The sequence below is a fragment of the Acuticoccus sediminis genome (assembly GCF_003258595.1).
In the GTDB taxonomy this organism is placed as follows: domain Bacteria; phylum Pseudomonadota; class Alphaproteobacteria; order Rhizobiales; family Amorphaceae; genus Acuticoccus; species Acuticoccus sediminis.
On sequence record NZ_QHHQ01000003.1, the window covers coordinates 315,716 to 333,311 of the forward strand.

General features: G+C 70.2%; 15 protein-coding genes and 1 tRNA gene. 9 read left to right on the plus strand and 7 right to left on the minus strand.

Translation table 11 applies throughout. The annotated features are described in order from the left end of the window. The first annotated feature begins 42 nt into the window (after positions 1-42). The gene (locus DLJ53_RS35210) at positions 43-1,629 is read left to right on the plus strand and encodes a hypothetical protein (protein ID WP_162409259.1); all 1,587 of its coding nucleotides are present in this window, start codon (positions 43-45) and stop codon (positions 1,627-1,629) included. On the opposite strand, the gene DLJ53_RS15695 is transcribed toward DLJ53_RS35210, so the two are convergent. Continuing rightward, entirely contained in the window at positions 1,626-3,314 is a 1,689-nt protein-coding gene (locus DLJ53_RS15695; RefSeq protein WP_146619974.1) for a hypothetical protein, read from the minus strand. The two genes, DLJ53_RS35210 and DLJ53_RS15695, sit on opposite strands and share 4 nt — an antisense overlap. A gap of 184 nt (positions 3,315-3,498) precedes the next feature. Between DLJ53_RS15695 and DLJ53_RS15700 the strand changes: the two genes are divergently transcribed. Genes DLJ53_RS15700 through DLJ53_RS15715 form a run of 4 tightly spaced genes read left to right on the plus strand, consistent with a single transcriptional unit; the run spans position 3,499 to position 7,668 of the window. Continuing rightward, positions 3,499-4,812 carry a hypothetical protein gene (locus DLJ53_RS15700; protein ID WP_111346859.1) on the plus strand — a complete coding sequence of 438 codons (1,314 nt, stop codon included), beginning with the start codon at positions 3,499-3,501 and terminating at the stop codon, positions 4,810-4,812. Further along, positions 4,802-5,761, plus strand: coding sequence for a glycosyltransferase (locus tag DLJ53_RS15705; protein WP_162409261.1), 960 nt, complete (start codon positions 4,802-4,804; stop codon positions 5,759-5,761). Before DLJ53_RS15700 ends, DLJ53_RS15705 begins: the two co-directional genes overlap by 11 nt. Beyond that, complete coding sequence (locus tag DLJ53_RS15710; protein WP_111346863.1) at positions 5,758-6,996, plus strand: glycosyltransferase; 1,239 nt, start codon at positions 5,758-5,760, stop codon at positions 6,994-6,996. Before DLJ53_RS15705 ends, DLJ53_RS15710 begins: the two co-directional genes overlap by 4 nt. A gap of 3 nt (positions 6,997-6,999) precedes the next feature. After that, positions 7,000-7,668, plus strand: a complete 669-nt coding sequence (locus DLJ53_RS15715) for a hypothetical protein (protein WP_111346865.1) — start codon at positions 7,000-7,002, stop codon at positions 7,666-7,668. Positions 7,669-7,722: 54 nt separating this feature from the next. Here the strand turns inward: DLJ53_RS15715 and DLJ53_RS15720 are convergent, their stop codons facing one another. The 3 genes from DLJ53_RS15720 to DLJ53_RS15730 all read right to left on the minus strand — a co-directional run bounded on the left by DLJ53_RS15720 (position 7,723) and on the right by DLJ53_RS15730 (position 10,954). Next, complete coding sequence (locus DLJ53_RS15720) at positions 7,723-9,750, minus strand: NAD(+) synthase (RefSeq protein ID WP_111347815.1); 2,028 nt, start codon at positions 9,748-9,750, stop codon at positions 7,723-7,725. A gap of 226 nt (positions 9,751-9,976) precedes the next feature. Beyond that, positions 9,977-10,660 (minus strand): lipoyl(octanoyl) transferase LipB, encoded by a 684-nt coding sequence (gene lipB / locus DLJ53_RS15725; RefSeq protein ID WP_111346867.1) that lies wholly within the window; start codon positions 10,658-10,660, stop codon positions 9,977-9,979. Between the two features lie 81 nt (positions 10,661-10,741). Beyond that, entirely contained in the window at positions 10,742-10,954 is a 213-nt protein-coding gene (locus DLJ53_RS15730; RefSeq protein ID WP_111346869.1) for a hypothetical protein, read from the minus strand. Between the two features lie 203 nt (positions 10,955-11,157). On the opposite strand from DLJ53_RS15730, the gene DLJ53_RS15735 reads away from it, so the two are divergent. Continuing rightward, a tRNA-Leu gene (locus DLJ53_RS15735) sits at positions 11,158-11,242 on the plus strand. 4 nt (positions 11,243-11,246) lie between these two features. On the opposite strand, the gene DLJ53_RS35215 is transcribed toward DLJ53_RS15735, so the two are convergent. Beyond that, a complete protein-coding gene (locus DLJ53_RS35215) occupies positions 11,247-11,393 on the minus strand; it encodes a hypothetical protein (RefSeq protein WP_162409263.1) in 147 nt (48 codons plus the stop codon). Positions 11,394-11,582: 189 nt separating this feature from the next. On the opposite strand from DLJ53_RS35215, the gene mgtE reads away from it, so the two are divergent. The 3 genes from mgtE to DLJ53_RS15750 all read left to right on the plus strand — a co-directional run bounded on the left by mgtE (position 11,583) and on the right by DLJ53_RS15750 (position 14,775). Next, positions 11,583-12,953 carry a magnesium transporter gene (gene mgtE, locus DLJ53_RS15740; RefSeq protein ID WP_111346871.1) on the plus strand — a complete coding sequence of 457 codons (1,371 nt, stop codon included), beginning with the start codon at positions 11,583-11,585 and terminating at the stop codon, positions 12,951-12,953. A 194-nt stretch (positions 12,954-13,147) separates the two neighbouring features. Further along, positions 13,148-14,116: a LysR substrate-binding domain-containing protein gene (locus tag DLJ53_RS15745; RefSeq protein ID WP_111346873.1), complete on the plus strand. Its 969-nt coding sequence runs from the start codon at positions 13,148-13,150 to the stop codon at positions 14,114-14,116. A gap of 143 nt (positions 14,117-14,259) precedes the next feature. Continuing rightward, positions 14,260-14,775, plus strand: a complete 516-nt coding sequence (locus tag DLJ53_RS15750; protein ID WP_146619975.1) for a hypothetical protein — start codon at positions 14,260-14,262, stop codon at positions 14,773-14,775. A gap of 44 nt (positions 14,776-14,819) precedes the next feature. On the opposite strand, the gene gatB is transcribed toward DLJ53_RS15750, so the two are convergent. Together gatB and DLJ53_RS15760 are read right to left on the minus strand one after the other, a co-directional pair. Next, positions 14,820-16,325: an Asp-tRNA(Asn)/Glu-tRNA(Gln) amidotransferase subunit GatB gene (gene gatB / locus DLJ53_RS15755; RefSeq protein WP_111346877.1), complete on the minus strand. Its 1,506-nt coding sequence runs from the start codon at positions 16,323-16,325 to the stop codon at positions 14,820-14,822. Between the two features lie 116 nt (positions 16,326-16,441). Continuing rightward, on the minus strand, positions 16,442-17,509 hold the full coding sequence (locus DLJ53_RS15760) for a ribonuclease T2 family protein (protein WP_111346879.1): 1,068 nt from the start codon (positions 17,507-17,509) through the stop codon (positions 16,442-16,444). Positions 17,510-17,596 lie beyond the last annotated feature (87 nt).

The following is a 17,596-nucleotide window of genomic DNA, read 5'->3' on the forward strand; positions in this document are numbered from 1 at the left end:
CTCCCCCGCGCGCCGCTTCGCCGGAGAGGCGTGGCCCCGCGCATGCTTGAGAGCGTCCTGCCGTCCGGTGCGCCTGATACCGTGCTGATCGCGGTGCCGTCCTGGTACGCGCACGCGCCGGCCGTCGCCCGCCTGACCCGCCTCCTCGGCGCGGCCGCCACCGTCGACGTGGTGGAGCCGTCGCAGCTCGACGCGTGCCTCTGGTCCGCCCCCGGGGCGCATGCGCTGGTCCTGCACCCCTCCGCCGAGGACTTCGCGACACGCGCGGTCGCGGACGGCGCAGCGCCGAGCGACGCCATCGCCGCATGGACGCGGCATTCGGCGGCGCTGGTCCTGCAGTGCCGCCGCCTCGCGCCCCGCATCACGCTCGTCGATCCGCACGGGGCGAGCGACGACGACGCCCTCGCCGAATCGCTCGGCGCCCGGCTGGGGTTGCGGCTCGCCGGCGACGGCGACGGTCCCGCCCGCTCGCGCGAGGACACGGGCGAGGCGAGCGTGGCGCGCTATCTCTGCCGCCTCGTCGCGCTGGAGTCGCCGGCGGTCGCCACGCTCGCCGCACAGCTCCGCCCGCACGCCCTGGCGCTGTGGAGCGCGCCGATCCGCACCTCGCCCGACGAGGCGGTCGCCGCGTTCCGGTCGCTTCAGGCCGGCTCCGCGCCGGGCCCCGCCGCATCGACGTCCGGCGAGGCCACCCTGCGCCACCGTCTCGCCGAGGCCGAGGCGCAGAACGCCCTGCTCCTCGAGCAAATCGCCTTGCTGCAGGAGGCGGTCGGCGCCAGCATCTTCGACACCGCCACGCTTCAGCACCAGACGATCTACGCCGACGACGGCCTCACGCATCCGGCTTTCTACCCGCCCGAGCGGCGCCCGTCGGACGGGCTGTCGCTGCGCTGGATCGGCAACGCGGACGACGCGGTGCTCCCGACCGAGATCAGCCGCACGCGCCCGATTCGCGTGGACGTGCAGCTCGCCGTCGTCATCAACGCCGCCGCCCTCGACGGCTTCTCCGTCACCTGCGACGGGCTGCCGGCCGTGAAGGTCGAGCGGACGCGGATGGACGACGGGAGCATCCTGCACAGCTCGACCTTCGACGCGCCCGCCAGCCCCGATCCCCTGGCCCTGGTGCGCATCGGGCTGCACATCGCCTCCAAGGTGGACCTCACCGCCCGGGGCGATCCGCGCTTCGTGGCCGTCGCCATCCACAAGATCGACGTCTGGCAGCTGGAGGCGGAGGCCGGCGTGGTCGAGATCGCCGCCGACACGCTGGACGCTCCGGCGTTCTATGGCGTCGAGGCGCTCCCCGACGGGAGGCGCTTCCGCTGGATGGGGCGCGAGACGGCTGCCGTCGTCCCCGTCGGCGGCGCGACCGCGGGGGCGATGCGGGTCGAGGTCCACATGCCGCTGGTGATCCACCGCCGGTGTCTCGACGGTCTCGAACTGAGCCTCGACGGGGTGGCGCCGGAGGTCACCCGGATCGAGCCCGCCGGCGACGGGGGCGCGATCAAGTCCGCGGTGTTCCCGGACGGCGGCGTCCCGGGCGAACTGGCGCTGAGCCTCGGTGCCACGGTCGAAGCCGAGGGGCGGCCCCTCGGCGTCGCGATCGAGCGGATCGTGATACGCCCGGCCTAGAGCTGCCGCACCACCAGTTTGTGGAGACCGACCGAGAGCGTGCGGCCGTCCCCCTTGTCCGTCAGGTCGACGGCGTGCGTCGCCTTCAGCACCACCTGGACGGGCTCGGAGAGGGCGCGGGTGGGGTCGATCGGGGCGAACACGGCGCTCTTCACGATGCAGCCGCCCTCGCCGGATGTCTCGACCGACTGCGGCTCCTCCTGGTCGAACTCGATCTCGAGCCCCGAGAGGGCCTCGTCGTCGATCACCACGGCGAGGTGAGCCTCGACGCGGACCGGGCGGTCGAGCGGGATCGTCACCGTGAAGGCCTGCTCGTCGCGCACGCCCATCCAGGCGAAGGGGAGCCTGTCCGGGCGGTGCTCCAGCGGGTAGAATGCGGCCTCGTCGAAGCCCTCGTCGACGAGGATCACCACCGACAGGGGAGCGCCTGGGGCGCCGACCGTGCGCGTCGCGGGGCGCGGCACGACGGGCTTCGGCGCCACGCCCATCGGGGCGCGCGGCGCGACGGCGACCGCTTCGGGCACCGCCGGCACGGGCTCGTCGTCATCGGCGTCGGGCGGGGGAGCGACCTTTTCAGCCGGCGGCTCGGGCGGGACCGGCACAACGGAGAGGCCGACAAGTCCGCAGCCGAGTGTGCGCGTGTCACCGTGCGGCGTGCAGTCGAGCACGTGCCGCTGGCGCAGGACGACGTCGAGCGTCTCGCTGTCGGGCGGCAGGCCGGTGAACTCGGCGGACTTCACGATCTGACCGTTCGGCTGCATCCTGGTCTCGTACCGGGTCGCGATCTGGCCGCCGAGGCCGATCTCCAACCCGTCCAGCGCGTCGCCGTCGATCACCAGCTCGATCGTCACGGCGACCTTCACCGCATTGCCGGGTGTGATGGTGACCGGGATGACCGCCTCGCTCTCACGGCCCATCCAGCGGAAGGCGCGGCCCTTCGCGCTCGTTTCGAGAGCGTAGAAGGCCGGATGGACGAAGGTCGGCCCGAAGCCGACCGTCGCGCCCAGCAGCGTCGCCGGCTTTGCAGCGAGCGCGGCGCGAAGTCTGGCGACCTCCGCCCGCAGCCGGTTGCGCTCGCCGGATATCTCCGCGAGCGACGCGGCGGCCAGCTCCTGGGCCGCCTGATCGCGGTTCTTCAGGATGCCGGAATAGTACAGGAAGGCGGTGTCGGCGTGGGTGCCGTCCGGCGCGGTGAGCAGCGCGGCGGCGTTGAGGTCGCGGATCAGCTTGCGTGCCTTGGGCGTCTCGGCCGTCGCGGTCCGCGCCAGCGCCCGCAGCACGGGGTCGCCCTTGGCGGCGCGGCGGCCCCGCCGGCGCGGGCGGTCGGTCTCCGCGAGGACGTGCTCGACCACCGCCGGCGCGCTGAACTCGAGGTCCGCAAAGTCGACGAGGAGCGCGGACGGAGCGCGCGCCGCGTGGGCATCGAGGATCGCCGTTGCCGACTTGAACCATGCGTTGACGGGGCTCGAGGGCTGGACCCCCCGCGTCATCGCCTCGACGAGCACGGCCTCGAGACTGCGGAACACGAACACGGCACGCGCCCCCGGCGGCGCGCCCGCGACATGGTCGAGGTTCGACACGGTCGTCTCGCAGCCCTGCTGGCGCAGAAGCTCGAGGAGGTCTTTGATCGAGCGGGAGCCGTCGAGGTCCGGCGGGGGGACGACGACCACATGTCGTTGGGCCATCCTGCGCTGATAGGGCCTGACGGCGGGTCCGTCCACAGCGGCGTTGGCCTCGCGTGCGGGACATGAACAGGCGCGACACTCCGGCAGCGCCGGGAGAGCGCCGCGCCTTGCATCTTCCCGCCCGAACGCCGAAAGGTTGAGCACGCGAGCGGGCGTAGAGGAGCGCGAGTTGGACGGCGATCGAGTGGCAGAGGACAGACCTGCGGCCGGCAAGGCCCATCCCGTCGTCGTCACGTCGCTCAACCCGTTCGCCAAGCTGGAGCGGCAGCTGAAGTGCTGGACCCGCTGGAGCGACCTCGGCTTCGCCGTGCGCACCGCCAACGTCGCCGCCGAGGCCGAGCGGCTTCGGGCGGCCGGCGTCCCGGACGAGGCGATCATCGAGATCCCGGACGAGGCGAGCGGGCGCGCCCTCTTCGGCAAGCCGACGCCGCTCGTCCTCCCGCTCCTCACCCGCTTCGCCGAGGCGATGCCGGGACGCGACCTCCTGCTGACCAACTCCGACATCTTCGCCGCGGCCCGCAGCGCCGAGGTGACGACGATCTACCGCGCTCAGGCTCCCGCCGTCGCGCTGGTGCGCGAGGAGACGCCGACGCACGAGGCCTCGTCCTTTGCCCGCCGGGCGCCCTACCGCGGCGGCCTCGACACCTTCCTGATCGCCGCCGACACGTTCGGTGGCGTGGTCGGATCGCTCTCCGCCCTCCCCGCGTCGGAGCGGATGTGCTTCGGCATCCCGGGGTGGGACTACCTGATGGGCGCGGCCGTGCTGTCGCTGGGCGGTGTCATCATGGATTCCGGCCTCCTGCTTCACGAGAGCCACGAGACGACGTACGCGAACGTCGACGAGTTCCTCGCCTACGTTCCGGCGATGCAGGCGTTGGGGATGGCGACCGGGCCGAGCGCCGCCCAGGCGGCCTTCCAGTTCTTTCAGCGGATCGACCATGAGTGCCGGCTGACCGCCGCCGCTTCCCGTCTCGCGCGGCTGAAGTACTACCGCCAGCCGCTCGCCGCCACGACGCCCGAGGCCCGCGCCGCGACGGCCCGCTTCCTCGCCGCCTGTCCGTTCGCGGCGGCGACGACGAGCTTCGCCGTCCTCGCCGCGCTCGCCGACGACCTCCGCTCTGCCGGGACGCCGGACATGGAGCGCGCGCTCAACGTCTTCGCGACCGGCGCGGGCGTTCATGCCGATTTCCGTGAGGCGCTCCTTGCGACGCTCTTCGCCCGCCTCTGCCGCGACGGCGTCGGGGCCGGGCCACGGCCGCCGCGTGCGTCCGACACGCGCCATGTCCGCGCCGTCGCGGCCCTCCGCCAGGCCGGGTACAAGGACGATGCGCTGGAGCGGCGGGCGGCGGCGCGGGTCTACGCGGTGGAACTCATCGAGCACGGCATCGCCAATGCCGCGCTTCACGACTACCTGGTGCTGGCCGCCGACAACGACGTGGAGCGCGCCCTCCTCGCCATGATCCAGTCCGATGCCGAGGGCCTTCCCGATGCTGCCTGAGCCCCTCTCCGCCACTGCCGTGCTGCCGTTCGAGAAGGGGTTCCGCCTCGAGAAGGCGGACCCGGACCTTCCGGGCGTTTCCATCGTCATCCCGGTCTGGAACGCGGGGCCTTTCCTGGAGCGAACGATCCGCAGCCTCCTGATGAACGACCTCGCCGGCTGCGAGCTGATCCTGATGGACGGCGGCAGCACCGACATGACGATGCAGGTCGTCGAGCACTACCGCGAGCATTTCACGGTGGTGGTGTCCGAGCGGGACGAGGGCCAGTCCGACGCCATCAACAAGGGCATGGCCCGGGCGAAGAAGCCGATCCTGACCTGGCTGAACGGCGACGACCTCATCCTTCCGAACCGTCTCAAGGTGGTGCGGGAGGCGTTCCGCGACCGTCCGGGCACGAAGGTCGTGGTGGGGAACGCGTACCTCACCGAGCTCGACCTGACACCGATCCACCGCTTCAACTACGCGCCGGAGCGGCTGACGTTCGGGAAGCTCCTGAACTACACGATGCACCACCTCGTACAGCCGTCGGTATTCTTCTCGCGCGAGGCGTGGCAGGCCTGCGGGCCGGTCAAGCACGAGCTGCACTACGCGATGGACGCGGACCTCTTCCTGTCGATGGCGGGACGCTTCGCCTTCGAGCACGTGCCGGTGGACGTCGCCTACAGCGTCTATCATTCGGAGTGCAAGACGCTGAAGAAGCGTGCCGAATCGCTCGCCGAACTGGCCCTTGTGCAGACCATGCACGGCGGCTTCAAGGAGGCGGAGATCACGCTCGGCCAGCTCGTCGCCCTCTACAACGAGACCAAGGCGCGGGCGGAAGCGCTGGAGGCGTCGGCCGGCGCGGGGAACGACGTCGCCCTCCTCCACCGCAAGCTCAACGCCATGGCGCGCGAGCGGCGGCACGCCCGCGACGCGCTGCTGTCCGCCAGCGCGGACCTTCCGGCATGACGCGCCCCGCCTCGATCGCGGTGCTGTCCAGCGCGCCGCACGGCGGGGCCGGGATCGCCGCCAGGCGGCTGGCGGACGCGCTCGCCGCGACGGGCGCATCCTGCGACTTCATCGACATCGAGACGCTCGGCGAGAGCGTGCCGGAGGATGCCCGCCCGTCGCGCTCGTTTTCCAACCGCACGATCTCCGACGCGCACTTCACGGTGGAGCACCCCGGCTTCTGCCGCGGCTGGTTCGTGGAGATGCTGAGCGGGTACGACATCGTCAACGTGCACTGGGCGCTCGGCCTGATCGGCCTCGAGGAGATGGCCGAGCTTGCTCGACGCGGCCGCACGCTGGTCGTCACGATGCACGACTTCCACTACGTCACCGGCGGCTGCCACTATCCGGCGACGTGCGGCAGGCTCGGGATCGGCTGCCACGCCTGCCCGCAGATCGACCGTTCCCTGGCGAGCCTCACCGTGCCGCCTCGCTCCCGGCGCTTCAAGGCGGCGCTGTTCGCGCACACGAACGTCCACCTCACCGCCCCGAGCCACTACGTGCGCGACGGCGCGGTCGCGAGCCGGATCGTCCCGCCGGGTCGCGCCCACGTCGTCCGGAACGCCTACCTGCCGCTGGCGACCGGTCCCGCGCCGCGTGACCCGGAGGCGGTCCACCTGATGCTGATCGCCGATTCGCTGTCCGAGCAGCGCAAGAACATGAGCCTCGCGCTCGAGGCGCTCGCCGAGCTCGGCGCCAGGCTCGACGCGCGCACGGACGCCCCCCGCGTCGTCGTCGACCTCGTCGGCGCCGGGGACCCGCAGACGGCGCGGCTCATCGAGAGGACCGGCCTCCCGGCCACGCAGCACGGCCGTATCGGCGACCACGCGGCCCTCAGCGAGATCTACCGCCGGGCCGACGTCCTGATGACGCCATCGCTGGAGGACAACTGGCCCAACATCCTGGTGGAGGCCGGCGTCTACGGCGTCCTGCCGGTCGTCGGGCCGGGCCACGGGTGCGAGGAGTTCGTGCGGACCTTCAACCACGGCGTCGTCGCTGAGGCCTACGCCGTGGACGCCTTCGCCGACGCGCTCGAACGCGCCATCGCTCCCCGTGAAGGCCGTGCCCGCGCCGAGGCGGCCGCCGCCATCCGCGCCGCGCATGCGCCGGAGCGCATCGCGGGCCAATTCATCCGCCGCTTCATGCCGGGCGCCGCCCCGGCCGAGGCGCTCCCCGTCCCCGAACTCGCCAACTGATCCGTGACGACAACAGCCGATCTCGACGCCATCCGCGCCTCTCTCCTTGAGACGTTTCCCAATCACCCGCTCTGTACGCCGGAGACGGAGATCCTGATCGAGGGTTACCCGCGCAGCTCCAACACGTTTACGATCGACATGATCAACGTCCTCTCGGAGCGCACGGGGACCCACCGGCGGACGGCGCATCACACGCACAACCGCCGCCACGTGGACCTCGCGCTGGGTTACGGCGTGCCGACCGTGATCCTGGTGCGCAGGCCGCTCGACGCCATCGTGTCGTACCAGATCTACTCGGGCCGCCCGGTGACCGCGTGCATCGCCGACTACGTTCGCTTCTACGAGGGGCTGCCGGAGCGCGAGGGCTACATCGTCGGCGCGTTCGACGAGATCGTCGGCGACTTCAACGCCTTCCTGGCGCGCCTCAACCCGATCATCGCCCGTCCCGTTCCACTCTCGACCGACCTCTCCGCGGACGCCGCGACCGCCCACCAGCGCGACCTCGGCCGCGCCGAGAAGGTCCATGGCGAACACGCGATGCGCCGGGTCGGAGTCCCCGATGCGCGGCGCGACCCGTTGAAGGCCGAGATCAGGGACAGTGTCGCGGCCGCGCTCGACGCCGATCCGGCGCCGGACCGCCTCTACGCGGCGATGATGGCCCGCCGCGGCTGACCCTCTCCGCGCGCCGGCGGCTTCCGCTCAGCGCGGCCTCCGGGCGGGCCCGCGCTACTTCGGCAGGGCCGCGCGCAGCTCGTCGAGCCACACCTGCGCGACCGCGTCGGACGGTGCGCGCCAGTCGCCGCGCGGCGACAGGGCCCCGCCCGGCGAGACCTTCGGCCCGTTGGGGATCGCCGAGCGCTTGAACTGGCTGAAGGCGAAGAAGCGCCACAGGAACGTCTCCAGCCACTTGGCGATCGTCGGCAGGTCGTAGGAGCGGCGGGCGTCCAGCGGGAACGCGATGGGCCACAGCCCTTCGTCGACGTTGCGCCAGGCATGCCAGGCCATGAAGGCGACCTTGGACGGCGGCAGGCCGTAGCGCATGGTGTGGAACAGGAAGAAGTCGTGCAGCTCGTAGGGGCCGATCTTCGCCTCGGTGTCCTGCAGCTCCTCGCTCTCGTCGGCGGGGACGAGCTCGGGCGAGAACTTCGTCGCGAGGATGGCGTCGAGGACCTTCGCGGTCGCCGCATCGAACTGCCCGGTGCGGATCGTCCAGCGGATGAGGTACTGGATCAGCGTCTTGGGAACGCCGGTGTTGACGGCGTAGTGGCTCATCTGGTCGCCGACGCCGTAGGTGCACCAGCCGAGCGCCATCTCCGAAAGGTCGCCGGTGCCGATGACGAAGCCGCGCCGCTGGTTGGCGAGGCGGAACAGGTAGTCCGTGCGCAGGCCCGCCTGCACGTTCTCGAAGGTGATGTCGTAGACCGGCTCGCCGCCCGCGAACGGGTGGCCCATGTCGGCGAGCATCTGCCGGGCGGCCGGACGGATGTCGATCTCGTCCGCCGTGACGCCGAGCGCACGCATCAGCCGCCAGGCGTTCTCCTTCGTGGCCTCCCCGGTGGCGAACCCTGGCATCGTGAAGCCCAGGATATTGCTGCGGGGCACGCCGAGACGGTCGCAGACCTTGGCCGCCACGATGAGCGCGTGGGTCGAATCGAGGCCGCCCGAGACGCCGATGACCATGTTGCCGCCGCCGGTCGCCTCGTAGCGGCGGCGCAGGCCCTCGACCTGGATGTTGAAGGCCTCGTAGCAGTCCTGGTCGAGGTGGCTTTCGCGGTTCGGCACGTACGGGAAGCGGCGGATCGGCCGCACGAGGCCGATGTCGCCGTACGCCGGCTGATGCTCGAAGCGGACCCAGCGGAACGTCTCGCCCTCGCCCAGCGCGAAGTCCGCGCCGTCACCGAACGTCGGCGTCGACATCCGCTCCGAGAGGATGCGCCCCGTGTCGACGTCGGCGATGCAGAGCTGCGGCTCGAGGCTGAAGCGCTCCGCCTCGGCCAGCATGTCGCCGAGTTCGTATATGGCGCCCTGCCCGTCCCAGGCGACGTCCGTTGTGCTCTCGCCGGGGCCGGCGGCCGAGTAGGCGTACGCGGCGACGGCACGCTGGGACTGCGAGCGGCAGAGCGAATGGCGGTCGTCGGCCTTGCCGATGACGATGTTGGAGGCCGACAGATTGGCGAGGATCGTCGCCCCGGCAAGCGCTCCCTTGGAAGACGGCGGGATCGGCGCCCAGACGTCCTCGCAGATCTCGACGTGGAAGACGAAGCCCGGCAGGTCGCTGGCGGCGAAGAGGAGGTCGATGCCGAACGGCACAGTGCGCCCTGCGACCTCGATCTCCTCGCCGACGCGGAAGCGCCCGTGCGAGAACCACCGCATCTCGTAGTACTCGCGGTAGTTCGGCAGGAACGCCTTCGGAACCACGCCGAGGATCGCCCCGCGCGAGACCACGACGGCGCAGTTGTAGAGCCGCCCCTTGTGGCGCAGCGGCGCCCCCAGGAGGAGCACCGGGGTCAGCGACTCGCTCTCGGCGACGATGGTCGCGATGGCGTCCTCCACGGCATCGAGGACCGCGGCCTGATGGTGCAGGTCGTCGATCGCGTAGGAGGAGATGCAGAGCTCGGGGTAGATCAGGAGGTCGACCGACGACTGATGCGCGCGGCGCGCCTCGGTGATGATGGCGTCACGATTGAAGGGAACGTCCGCCGGGCGGCCGTTGGGGGTCGACGTCGCGACGCGCACGAAGCCGTGCCGGTGCATGGCGTAGAAGTTGGCGGTCGACACGGCGTTCACCCTCGTGATCGTCAGAACGGTGCGGGCGTTCCGCCCGGCACCCGGCTCAGGGACGATCGGTCCCCCAACCGGCCGCTCGAGGCAACCCCTTAGCGCCGTTGTTAAACGCCGAGCCGGCGGGTTCGTCCAGAGGGGCGCGTCCGGCCCCCCGTCGGAGCCCGGCGCTGTGCTGCACCGGGGCCCGGATACGTCCTCAGGCCGGGTCGAGGATTGTCGCCGGTGCGACGGGCGGTGCGGCGGAGACGGTCGGGCCGAATCGCTTCTCGAAGGTCTCGCGCAGGACCATGTCCACCTCCTCCATCGTGACGATGCGGCCGAGGGCGGCGAGGCTCGTCACCCCGTGCTCGCGCACGCCGCACGGGACGATGCCCGAGAAGTGGGAGAGGTCCGGCTCCACGTTGAGGGAGATGCCGTGGAAGGTGACCCAGCGGCGGACCCGCACTCCGATGGCGGCGATCTTGTCCTCGCCCATCCCGCCGGGGCGCTGGACCCAGACACCGACGCGCCCGTCGCGGAGCTCCCCGCGCACGTTGAAGGCGTCGAGGGCGTCGATGATCCAGGCCTCCAGGGACTGGACATAGGCGCGCACGTCACGCCCGCGCTCGCGCAGGTCCATCATGAGGTAGGCAACGCGCTGTCCGGGGCCGTGATAGGTGTACTGGCCGCCGCGCCCGGTCTTGATGACGGGGAAGCGGTCAGGCTCGACGAGGTCGGCGTCCCTGGCGCTGGTACCGGCCGTGTAGACGGGCGGATGCTCCAGGAGCCAGACGGCCTCGCCGGCGCGGTGCTCGGCGATCGCGGCCGCGCGCGCTTCCTGCGCGCGAAGCGCGTCGTTGTAGTCGACGAGGTCGTCGGAGATCATCCATTCGGCTGGCATGGTCCGAATGTCGAGCACCGGCGCCCCGATTGCAAGATCGGACCGCCGCGCTCCGGGCGCTTTCGCGACCGACGGCCGGTCCTAGCTGAAGAGCCCGCGCATCGGCTTGAGGTCGGCGTCCTCGAGCGGCACGCGGTGCGCGACGTCCTCGTCGACATAGTTGCCGTCCGCGAACGCTCCCCTTGGCCCGCCGAACAGCCCGTCGGAGCTCGGCGGGTCGAACGGCATCGTCTCGAAGAACATTCCGTCCAGCACCGAGGCGAGGTCGGCGGCGGAGTTCGCAAATGCGTTCATCGATCGTCTCCCGATCCTTCCGGATTGCCGGGGATTGCAGCAATCCATGTCTGAACCCGGGATGTAGGGCCGGGCGGCGGAAACGCGTGTGTTCGGCGTCACAGTCGGAGCGTCAAACAGAATGCTGGGGCATGGGTGTTGAAATACGTTCACACAGCGCTTGAAACCCCGAACGGAGGATGCTACTTGCCGCCCATTCCGACGCGGTCGTGGCGGAATTGGTAGACGCGCAGCGTTGAGGTCGCTGTGGGGCAACCCGTGGAAGTTCGAGTCTTCTCGACCGCACCATCAATCAATTGATGGTATCGTCATAGGTCCGGCTGGTTCCCAGCGGACCCACAATCAGCAGATCCTCAATCCTCCCCTCGCCCGCCGGCCGGCTGGCGTAACCCGAGGTTTGTACCTGCTGGCATCCGCGATCCGGATGCAGGGCATCCACCGCAGGATCTCCATGGATTCTGCGACGAATCGCCCGAGTGCCCGCCCAACCTGTGGCTTCCACTCCTCGCAAAGAGCCAAAAAACTACAGTGAACTGGCAACTTTCGTCGGGTCATTGAGCGTTCGTTCGGCACGGCGTGTTATCGGCTGTGAACGAATGTCGCCGCACGAGGGGAGGACCGCGTCTCGATGGCCGATCAGTTGACCGACGACGAAGTGTCCGTCTCCGACGACCTTCTGGTTGAGGTCCGCGCACTGATCGGCGCGGAGGACAAGGAAGGTCTGACCCAGCTCGTCGACGGTCTGCACGAATCCGACGTCGCCGAGGTCATCTCCCGCCTCGAGCCGGACGAGCGAATCGAGTTCGTGCGTCTCCTCGGCCGCGACTTCGACTTCACCGCCCTTACCGAGGTCGACGAGAAGGTCCGCCTCCACATCCTCTCCGAGCTCGCCCCGACGGACGTCGCGGACGGTCTGGCGGACCTCGATTCGGACGACGCGGTCTACATTCTGGAGGACCTGCCGGACGAGCAGTCCGAGGCGATCCTGGCGCAGCTCCCGTTTGCAATGCGCCACCGCCTCAAGCGCTCGCTGGACTTCCCGGAGGAGTCGGCCGGCCGGCGCATGCAGACGGATTTCGTCGCCATGCCGCCGTTCTGGACGGTCGGCCAGGTGATCGACACCCTGCGCGAAGAGAAGGACCTGCCCGACCACTTCACCGAGATCTTCGTGGTCGACGCCGCCTTCCGCCTGCTCGGGACGGTCAAGCTCGACCGCCTGCTGCGCAGCCTGCGTCCGGTGAAGATCACCGAGATCATGGACGAGGATCCCCGCACCATCCAGGCGGACGAGGACCAGGAAGAGGCCGCGCGCATCTTCCAGCGTTACGACCTCCTCTCGGCCGCCGTGGTCGACGATTCCAATCGCCTCGTCGGTATCCTGACCATCGACGACATCGTCGACATCATCGAGGCCGAGGCGGAAGAGGACATCCGCGCCCTCGCCGGCGCCGGTGACGCCGAGCTTTCCGATACGCCGCTCTACGTCGCCCGCACGCGCATCCCGTGGCTGATGATCAACATGATGACGGCCTTCCTGGCCTCCGGCGTCATCGCGATCTTCGACGGGACGATCCAGGCGATGGTGGCGCTCGCGGTGCTGATGCCGGTCGTCACGGCGCTCGGCGGCAACGCCGGGATCCAGGCGATGACCGTCACCGTGCGCGCCCTCTCCCAGCGCGAGATCACCAAGCGGAACGTCGCCAGGGTGATGGCGCGGGAGACCATCGTCGCGCTCATGAACGGCACGGCGGTGGCGGTGGCGGTCGGCATCGTCGCGGCGATCTGGTTCGCGAACATCGAGCTCGGCGGCGTCATCGCCTGCTCGATCGTCTTCAACATCATCTGCGCCGGCTTCTTCGGAGCGACGCTGCCGATGCTGCTCGACCGGATCGGAGTCGACCCCGCTGTCGCCTCCTCGGTCTTCCTGTCGACACTCACGGACGTCATCGGCTTCTTCGCCTTCCTCGGCATCGCCAGCTGGTGGTTCGGCCTCGGCTAGCGCCGTCCCCACCCGCTCCAGGCCCTCCGGAAGCCTCCCCCGCCGTCCCGAAGTCCGGGCATGCCGCCGGTGCCGGATCGAACGCAAGTCGGTCTGGCGCCGCGGGTGGATCGCCCGTAACACTCAGCGCCTACGGCGGCCGTGCGCCAGGCGCGGTTCCGTTCGAGTGCCGAGTTGAAGCGAGGATCTGGCCCATGATGCGGCTCCTGCGAATCCGCGATCTGGAATATTTCATCGCCATCGCGGAGAACGGCTCCTTCTCTCGCGCGGCGCAGGCGTGCGGCATCTCCCAGCCCACCCTTTCGGCACAGGTCCGGCGGATGGAGGACCTTCTGGGCGTGACGCTCGTGGAGCGGCGGCACGGGCAGGTCACCATCACCACCGAGGGGGCGGAGGTGCTGGTGGCGGCGCGCGAGATCATGGACGCCTTCCACCGCGTCCAGCGCACCACGAAGGGTGACGGCGTGATGCTGGGCCGGCCGATGCGGTTCGGGATCCTCCCGACCATCGCGCCCTACCTCGCGCCCCGGTTCCTGACGACGGTTGCCGAACTCTCCGAGACGTCCGACCTGACCTTCATCGAGGACCGGACCGACCAGCTCGAGGCCGGCGTCGCGTCCGACCACCTCGACTTCGCGATCACCGCGACCCTCCCCCGCGCCAACGCGCTGACGGCGATCCCGCTGGGCGACGAGCGCCTCGTCGTCGTCTCGCGACATCCGCTTCCGGAGCGGATCTCGCTCGACGGCCTCGACCGCCCGGTGCTCCTGATGCAGGAGGGGCACTGTTTCCGCGAGGTGGTGTCGGAGGCGATTCGGCGTTCGCAGCTGCGCAGCGACGGGGCGAAGAGCGCCCGCATCGGCCCCTCGTCCTTCGCGACGCTGGTGAGCCTCGTGCGCTCCGGCGTCGGCGACACCATCCTGCCCGAACCCTACGCACGGCATAGTTGCGAGGCTGTCGCGGGGCTGTCCGTCGCGCTGATGGAGCCGGTGACGGAAGGTCGTCAGCTATATGTGATCGTGCGTGCCGGACGGGAGCGTTACCGCGATGTGATCCGGTTGGTTGAGGCCGCCCGCGAGGCGCACCGCCAGGTAGGGGGCGATATAGTGCAAGGTGGAGATGCAGTTGCGCGCAGCGCTTCACCACACGCGTCGAAGTTGTGAACGGATGTGATAGCTCGCGCTCCAAGCAAGCTTGCTAGGCTACGCTACATCGGACGCAAGACCCGTATGGGAGTGCCCCAAGCGGGTCTCAATCGCCGGTGCAGGAGCCGCTCGCGGCTCCGAGCCCATGCAGGGAGCGATCGATGCACGTTCTGATCGTGGTAGCGATCATCTTGGTTTGCGGAGTGGCCCTGTGGCTGCGCATGCGCGGGACGGGCACTCACTCAGCGCTGACATTCGCGCCAGCCCACCGGGGCGAACAATCCTCGCAGGGGGCCGGCCCCGCGCCGTTCATGGCGGACGCCGGGCCGGGCCGGGCCGCGCTCGACCGGCTGACCGGACCGCTCGAGAACGTCGCCGCGCTCCTCTGCTTCGTCGCCGGCGACGGGTGGGACGAGGCGCGGGCCGACGTCATCGTCCGGCTCCATCAGGTCGGCAACCGGCGGGATGTCGCCGACGCGATCCGCACGGCGGAGCGTACGGTCCGGGCGGAGATCGACGCGGCCACGGCGATCGACCATCTGGCAGACAAGCTGCGGCGTCGGCTCGACGGTGCCGAGCGGGCGTGCATCACGGACATGGTGAGCAAGGTCGCCTACGCGGGGTCGAATTCCTCAACCCGCGCCAGCCGCGCCGTGGCGCGGCTCCTCAAGGGCTAGGCGGCCCGGCACTTGCGGTGAGCGGTGCCGGACCGGATCGGCGCCTACTCGATGCCGAGCTTGGCGCGCACGATCTCCTGCACCGCCTTCGGGTTGGCCTTGCCGCCGGTCGCCTTCATGACCTGGCCGACGAACCAGCCGGCGAGATTCGGCTTCGCCTTCGCCTGCTCGGCCTTGTCCGGGTTGGCGGCGATGACGTCCTCCACCGCGGTCTCGATGGCGCCGGTGTCGGTCACCTGCTTCATGCCGCGCGACTCGACGATCTCCGCCGGGTCGCCGCCCTCGGACCACACGATCTCGAAGAGGTCCTTGGCGATCTTGCCGGAGATCACGTCCTGGCCCATCAGGTCGAGGATGCCGCCGAGCTGCTGCGCGGAGACGGGCGAATCCTCGATGTCGATGCCTTCCTTGTTGAGGCGGCCGAACAGCTCGTTGATCACCCAGTTCGCGGCCGCCTTCGAATCGCGCCCCGTCGCGACGGTCTCGAAATAGGTGGAGGCGGCGACGTCCGTCACCAGCACCGACGCGTCGTAGGCTGAGAGGCCCAGTTCCTCGATGTATCTGGCGCGGCGCTCGTCCGGGAGCTCCGGCAGGCTCTCGCGCAGGCGGTCCACCGTCTCCTGGCTGACGACGAGGGGCAGCAGGTCCGGGTCCGGGAAGTAGCGGTAGTCGTGCGCCTCCTCCTTGGAGCGCATGGACCGCGTCTCGCCGGTGCGCGCGTCGAACAGGCGGGTCTCCTGGTCGATCTTGCCGCCGTCCTCGATGATGCCGATCTGCCGGCGCGCTTCGTACTCGATGGCCTGACCGGCGAAGCGGATGGAGTTGACGTTCTTGATCTCGCAGCGGGTGCCGAGCGGGCCGCCGGGCTTGCGGACCGAGACGTTGATGTCGGCGCGCAGGTTCCCCTTCTCCATGTCCGCGTCGGACGTGCCGAGGGTGCGCAGGATGAGGCGCATCTTCGTGAGGTAGGCCTTCGCCTCGTCCGAGGAGCGGATATCCGGACGCGAGACAATCTCCATCAGCGCGACGCCCGAGCGGTTGAGGTCCACCGAGGAACGGCCCTGGTGCAGGTCGTGGACGGACTTGCCGGCGTCCTGCTCGAGGTGGAGCCGCTCGATCCCGACGACGATGCGCTCGCCCGACAGCATGTCGACGATGACCTCGCCCTCCCCGACGATCGGGTGGGCGAACTGGCTGATCTGGTAGCCCTGCGGCAGGTCGGGATAAAAATAGTTCTTCCGGTCGAAGCGCGAGACCATGTTGATCTGCGCCTTCAGGCCGAGGCCGGTCTTCACCGCCTGCTCCACGCACGCCTCGTTGATCACGGGCAGCATGCCGGGCATCGCCGCGTCGACCAGCGAGACGTGGTCGTTCGGCTCGCCGCCGAACGCGGTGGACGCGCCGGAGAAGAGCTTCGCGTTGGACTGGACCTGCGCGTGGATCTCCATGCCGATGACGACTTCCCAGTCGTCCAGCGCGCCCTTGATGAGCTGATGCGGCTCCGCCTGGCGGGCGCCGAGTACCTTCGGCTCAGAGACGTTGATGTTCATGAAACCCTCCACCGGACGCATGGGCACGGACGCAACGGCGCCGCCCATGGCCGCGCCCGGGTTTGACTTAGTGCCAGTGACCGCCCGCGCGCAACCGTCCTGAAGGGGTCTGGGCGCTACTGCAGCCCGGCCCTGTCCACGACGGCGCGCGCACAGCCGGATTCGGCGGTGTCGGAGGCGGGCGGGGCCGCCAGGATGAGGTCGCCGAGCGACGCCGCGTCGTCGATCCGCCCCCGCAGCGCGATGCGCAGCTCGATGTAGATGTCGCGCCGGCCGTCCGCGTCGCACTCGAACTGGACCCGCCTGCCGGCCCCCGGCCCGAACGCGGTGTCGAACGCCGCCTTGACGTCCGCCGGCGACAGGCGCTCGCCGATGTGGTCGCGAAAGAGTACGGCGACCGGAGAGGCGTTGAGCTGGTCGAACAGGTTGATGGCGTCGCGGAAGTATTCCTCCGCTCCACCGGCGGCGAAGAAGCAGGAGCCGTGCTTGTAGAACTGGTAGCGCTGAAACTCGCTGTGGGTGCCGGGCATCACGTCCGCCAGCGCCTCCCGCGTCGCGTCGGAGAGGGCGAGCGGGAGCATGTCCTCGTTGTCGATGCCCTTCTGCCGCAGGGCCTCGTCGGTGCACCAGAAGTTGCCGTTCGGCTGCGGCCAGAGGCCGTGCATGGAGAACCGGTCCGCCGCGTCCGGCAGCTGGCCGGCGTTGAGCAGCATGCACTCGGTCTTCGGCCGACCGGCACCGGTCTCGCAGAAGCCGGGCTGCCAGCTCGCGGCCAGCAGATTGTCGGTGGACTCGCGGCTGTCGTCGCCGGTCGGAAGGCCGCCGAGCTCGGTATCGCCGCCACCGCCACCACCGGGCTCGCCTCCGCCGGGCCGGCGCGGCGGGCCCGCCGCGACGACATGCGTCCCGCAACGCACCGCGACCCAGCGCTCCTCGATCTGCGGCGCGCCGGGAATGCGGATGCGGTAGAAGTCACCGCCGTCCCTGTTGATCTCGAGGATGTCGTAGGCGACGCGCGGCTCCGTCGCGACGTTGCCGGGGTTGGAACCGTCGATCTTGCGGGTCGCCGGGCACGTGTCCTCGGCGATGAACCAGCCCTCGAGCATCGGCCCGGCCCAGCCCGGGCCGCCGCTCCACAGTCCCGCACCAGCCGCCAGCGCGACTGCGGACACGATCGTGCGCATCCCGTCCCCCTTCGTATCGAACGGCGGGACGATGCGCTGTGCCGGCGGGCGCGACAACACCCAAACAAGGTGCGCCAAGCGCCCGGC